Genomic DNA, 4,598 nt, shown 5'->3' on the forward strand with positions numbered 1-4,598 from the left:
ATTCCGGAATGTAGGCGTAGTATTGACCGTTTTCGTGTAGGCCGATGAGGAGGTTGTTGTTGCCGTCTTCGTAGTAGTTTTCAATGATGAGGTCGGCTTCTTGGCTGCCTTCGAAGGCGATATGCAGGTCTTTGCCGTGTCGGGTGGCGGTGAGGTTTTCAGGGGCGAAGCCTGTGCTTTCGTCTGTTAATAGGTAGTTGACGTTTTTTTGCGCTTGGATGCGTAGGGCTTCTGTGTTTTCTGTGGCGAGGCGGTGGCTGTTAAGGGTGTTGTTGCCTTGTTGGATGGATACTGTGATTGTTGCCATGTGTTTTTACCTTTTGCTTTGTGTTTCTTGATACGTGTTTAGTGGGCGCAGCTGATGCTTGGGCTCAGGCGCGCGAGGGTGTGGGCTTGTGTTCGGGTCTGCGCAAGTTCTGTTTGGGCGGTTTGCGGGTCGATTTGTTGGAGTTGCGCGTTGTTGCCGTCGCTATGGATTTTGATGTAAACGGTTTGCCCTGCTTGGATGTTGAGGCTGCTGCCGTGTTGCTTGAGTTTGTTTAGGTAGGCTTGGTCTTTGCCTGTGGGAACGGCGGTGATTTGGTGGGCACTGGGGCATACGGGGGTGCTGATGTGTCCGCCGGCAAGTAGGGAGCTGAGATATTGTCCGTCAATAGAGAGGTTTACGGCCGAGCCCATTTTCTCTTCCCCGCTGCGGTAGAAAACCAACAGGCCTTGCTGTGCTTGTGCTTCTTGTACGCCGCTTTGATTGAAGTCTTGCCAGCTGATGTGATTGCCTTGATGGGCACAGGCGGCTAAAGCCAATGAGAGCAGGCCGGGTATGATGCGTTTTATGTTGGACATAAAATTTCCTTTGCTTTAATGAAGACAATATTTGCTTTGATGCAAAAAAATTTCAATAAAGCTTAAAAGCTTAAAAGCTTAAAAGCTTAAAAGCTTAAAAGCTATTTTAAGCCAAAAGCAATTTTTAAGCCAATTATTTTTTTGTCTTCAATTCTGACAAGTTTGTTAGAAACTTCAATTTACGAAAAAGTAGTTTCAATTAAAAAAATATCGCAATTTTCGTTTTTTCTAAATCACTTGTGAAAAGCGGTGCTTTTCCGCGTGCAGTTTCTAAGCCACTAAATTACAAAAATCTTTGTAAGTAATTTCTCATATTATTTGCTTGGATATAAGTCAAAGAATTTACAAAGAGTTACAGATTCGCCTCTCTTTTTCATACCTTCTCTAACGTCTGTAACTCGCCATCTTGTGTCAGTTTTTCAATTCTTTGATTTATAGTCGGAAAAGTGAAAAAGTAGTACAAGGCGCGCAATATAGTCAATTTATGGCAAAATTAATCATTTTTCAATCGGGTAGATCGGATACTTGTATCCGACATTACTTAAAATATAAATTTGTCGGATTCAAGAATCCGACCTACTTCTTTATAAATTATTAGATTAGATATTTATACCCAATACAATTTGTTATGGCGTGTGTCAGTCCGGCATAAATGCCTAAGCTAAGGTTAAAAATATAATGTTCGTCTTTGTCATGAATTGACTATACTATTCAATTATTCGACTATAATTTTCACTTCTTCGACTGCATTCTTACTTTTCAGGGTTAAATCTAAGCAATAAAAACCTCGCAAAATTTGCGAGGTTTTTTCTACGTATCCGCCAACTTATTTAGCGATTTCACTATCCGCTTTTTGAATAATGTCTTGAGCTTCCATTTTTACTTCCGCAGCTGCACCTTCTGCAGCATTTGCCACCCGTTCTGCAGCGGCATCAACCGAGACGGCACCATGCTCATGAACGTGTTCGGCTGCTTTTTCCGCCGCTTCCGCGACTTTTTCAGCGCTGTCTTCAGCGGCATTTTGCGTAGGGCTGCTTAATTCCGCACCTTGATTGCGGATGTTGTCCGCTGCTTCTTGAGTCGCTTCCAATACGGCACTGGCTGCATTTTCTACGGCATGTTCCCCATTTACGGCAGCTTGGCTTGTAGCCTGTTTGACGTCTTCTGCTGCTGTTGCAGCGGCATTAGATACAGTATCTGCAGCATGCGCTGCGGCTGCTTGTGCATCTGCTTTGAGCTCTGCCGCACCTTGTTTGATATCTTCTGATGTTTGCGCAATGCTTTCACTGGCAGATTCGACAGCGTTTGCGGTCGCTTCTTTGGCATCATGCGCCACTTCTGCCATTTTCTCACCGGCAGTTTGAGTCGCTTCTTTAGTTGCTTGTGCAGCATTTGAAGTAGCTTCTTTTGCTGCTTGAGCCGCTTCTCCTGCCGCCGCTTTCGCATCTTGGGCAGCAGAGCTGACCGCAGCACCGGTTTGCTCGGCAGCATTAGCTGCTTTTTCTTTTGTATCGTCGGAACAAGCGCTCAGCAGACCGGCAGATAATAATAAGGCAATCGCTAAATTTTTTGTGTTCATGGTTGGTCTCCAAAATGTAAAGTAATGAACGTAAATCATCATAGCTTGTCGCTTGATGATGTAAAAGTCAAACGCCAAATTATGAATAAGACTTCATCATTTGTTTAATGGCTTGCTTGCGGAAAATGGCGGATTTTACCGCTGTTTTGCGCGTCACTGATACGGCTTTCGCCGACTTGTTTGACTTGGTCTATGCGGATAATTTGGTAATAAGGAATAAAGGCGGTTTCCACCTGCCCGAATTCCAAGCTCAATTTTTCGGTGCGCGGATCGATAATTCTACGGTTTTCCTCAAGAAAGGTAAAGCCTTCCAAACAGATAAATCCTGACATATCCGAAGGATAGACGTGACGGACAAATAAGTCGTAATGTTTGTCATCCGTTTTGAATTGCACGCGATAAATCACGTCTGCTTTTGAATCATACATGCCAGACCTCTAAAAATTCCGTGATATGAGTGGCGCCGTTTTCCGACAGATGCTGCAAATAAGCGCGCAATTGGGCGATTTTTTCCTCGTATTCCGCCGGCTGCAATCTTCCGCGCAAAAGTTCAAAACGCAGGTAAACGCCGTAGGTATTGAGCACATCGGTTTCGCAGTAATCGCAGATTTTTTCTTTTTCGCCGTTTTGCCATAAGGTTTGCACTTGAGAACCGTCGGTATCGAGTTTTCCCGGCAAAGCGCAGAGTTTCGCCACATCGTTTAAGGAGGCGCGCGTATTAGCTTGATAGCCGGACAGTACGTCCATCATGTCAATATGCCGCCAATGAAAACGACTGATGTAGTTGTTGTAGCGGAATTGATTGTCTTGCTCGCCGATTTCAAAATATGCCGGCGCACTAATGCCGTGAAATAAGGCACGGTAATGCAAAACGGGCAAATCAAATCCGCTACCGTTCCAGCTCACTAATGTAGGCAATGTTTTATCAATGCCGGCAAAAAAAGCGGGCAATCAGGCTTTGCTCCGTTTCGTTTTCCCGTCCCAAGCTCCATAATTTGATTTTATTGCCGCTCAACAGCAATAAAGAAATCGCCACCACTTTATGCAGATGATGGCGGTAAAACGTGCTTCCGTTTTCCGCCAAGCGCTCATTATTCATGATGGCGACAATCTCGTTTTCGCTTAAATCCTCGGGCAGCCGATGCAATAAACGATAACCGTCGCAATCAGCGACGGTTTCAATATCAAAAATTAGGACGTTATTATCTAGCATTATTTCTGCTTCCAGCCGCCGCTTTCTACCCACCAGCCGCTTTCCGCTTGCTCAATCCAGCGTTGGGCAAATACTTGGCGGATTTGATCCGCCCAACCGGGCTGATTATTGGCTTTGGCAATCGCCGCATATAGCGCTTTGCGGTCGGCATTTTCTGCGTTGACCAATTGCTGCGCTTGTCCGCGCTCGGGCATCGGCACGACAGAAGCATCGCGCAAAACCACGTAGCCATTGTCTGCAAAACCGATGGCGCCTGAAGCATAGTAAGGACGGATTTTGCCAAATCGCGCGCTCATCCGCGATTTAATCGCAGAAATCTCGGCAGAATTGGCATTGAAGTCGATGTCTTGCGCATAGGCCGTGCGGCTTGACATACTCACTACCGCCACTAATGCACGCCGCATCGGTTCATCCCAATGCCTATCATTGCTTGCTTGCGGCGGTAGCGGCGCATTTTCCGCACCCTGCCAAATATCTTCGATGATTTGATCCGCCGCTTTTTCCGCGGCAGCCGCAGGGAAATAGATATTAACGGTAACACAAGCCGCTAATGCCAATAGCAGCACCAGCCATGAACTTCTTTTCAGCGCAAGCATATTCGCCTCCGTTTATTCTTTTGCACGACCTAAATATTCGCCGCTGCGGGTATCGATTTTAATCACATCGCCGATATTCAAGAACAATGGCACACGCACCACCGCACCGGTTTCAATCGTCGCCGGTTTGCCGCCGCCACCGGAAGTATCGCCGCGCAAGCCAGGATCGGTATCAATGATTTTGCGCTCGATAAAATTCGGTGCAGTTACGCTGATGATATTGCCGTTCCATAATACGACGGTGCATTCATCCTGTTCTTTCAGCCATTTTTCCACATCTTCAATCGCACTTTGCGGCGCCGGCAGTTGCTCGAAAGTTTCCGCATTCATGAAATACCAATTGTCGCCGTCTTTATACAAATATTGC

At 46.0% G+C, this 4,598-nt stretch carries 8 protein-coding genes; all 8 read right to left on the bottom strand.

Features of this window, described 5'->3' with window-relative positions; genetic code table 11:
- On the bottom strand, positions 1 to 307 hold a 307-nt coding region (locus DT343_RS18530; RefSeq protein ID WP_220116875.1), incomplete at its 3' end, for a hypothetical protein.
- Between the two features lie 38 nt (positions 308 to 345).
- Positions 346 to 843, bottom strand: a complete 498-nt coding sequence (locus tag DT343_RS18535; protein ID WP_112863923.1) for a hypothetical protein — start codon at positions 841 to 843, stop codon at positions 346 to 348.
- Positions 844 to 1,669: 826 nt separating this feature from the next.
- Positions 1,670 to 2,500 carry a hypothetical protein gene (locus DT343_RS18540; RefSeq protein WP_146756795.1) on the bottom strand — a complete coding sequence of 277 codons (831 nt, stop codon included), beginning with the start codon at positions 2,498 to 2,500 and terminating at the stop codon, positions 1,670 to 1,672.
- A 26-nt stretch (positions 2,501 to 2,526) separates the two neighbouring features.
- Positions 2,527 to 2,850 (bottom strand): DUF1820 family protein, encoded by a 324-nt coding sequence (locus DT343_RS18545; protein WP_112863926.1) that lies wholly within the window; start codon positions 2,848 to 2,850, stop codon positions 2,527 to 2,529.
- Positions 2,843 to 3,373 carry a 3'-5' exonuclease gene (locus tag DT343_RS18550; protein WP_220116877.1) on the bottom strand — a complete coding sequence of 177 codons (531 nt, stop codon included), beginning with the start codon at positions 3,371 to 3,373 and terminating at the stop codon, positions 2,843 to 2,845. The genes DT343_RS18545 and DT343_RS18550 overlap by 8 nt, the downstream gene beginning before the upstream one ends.
- The gene (locus DT343_RS18555; RefSeq protein ID WP_220116879.1) at positions 3,348 to 3,635 is read right to left on the bottom strand and encodes a hypothetical protein; all 288 of its coding nucleotides are present in this window, start codon (positions 3,633 to 3,635) and stop codon (positions 3,348 to 3,350) included. Before DT343_RS18555 ends, DT343_RS18550 begins: the two co-directional genes overlap by 26 nt.
- On the bottom strand, positions 3,635 to 4,231 hold the full coding sequence (locus tag DT343_RS18560; RefSeq protein WP_112863928.1) for a YdbL family protein: 597 nt from the start codon (positions 4,229 to 4,231) through the stop codon (positions 3,635 to 3,637). Before DT343_RS18560 ends, DT343_RS18555 begins: the two co-directional genes overlap by 1 nt.
- Positions 4,232 to 4,243: 12 nt before the next feature.
- A partial coding sequence (locus tag DT343_RS18565; RefSeq protein ID WP_146756796.1) for an elongation factor P occupies positions 4,244 to 4,598 on the bottom strand: 355 nt, incomplete at its 5' end.

The organism is Brevundimonas vesicularis, assembly GCF_900445985.1.
GTDB classification, from domain to species: domain Bacteria; phylum Pseudomonadota; class Alphaproteobacteria; order Caulobacterales; family Caulobacteraceae; genus Brevundimonas; species Brevundimonas vesicularis_D.

Bases quoted from the DNA above. Each gene is read 5' to 3' on its own strand.
- DT343_RS18560 (WP_112863928.1), bottom strand. From the start codon at position 4,231: ATGCTTGCGCTGAAAAGAAGTTCATGGCTGGTGCTGCTATTGGCATTA.
- DT343_RS18535 (WP_112863923.1), bottom strand. From the start codon at position 843: ATGTCCAACATAAAACGCATCATACCCGGCCTGCTCTCATTGGCTTTA.
- DT343_RS18545 (WP_112863926.1), bottom strand. From the start codon at position 2,850: ATGTATGATTCAAAAGCAGACGTGATTTATCGCGTGCAATTCAAAACG.
- DT343_RS18555 (WP_220116879.1), bottom strand. From the start codon at position 3,635: ATGCTAGATAATAACGTCCTAATTTTTGATATTGAAACCGTCGCTGAT.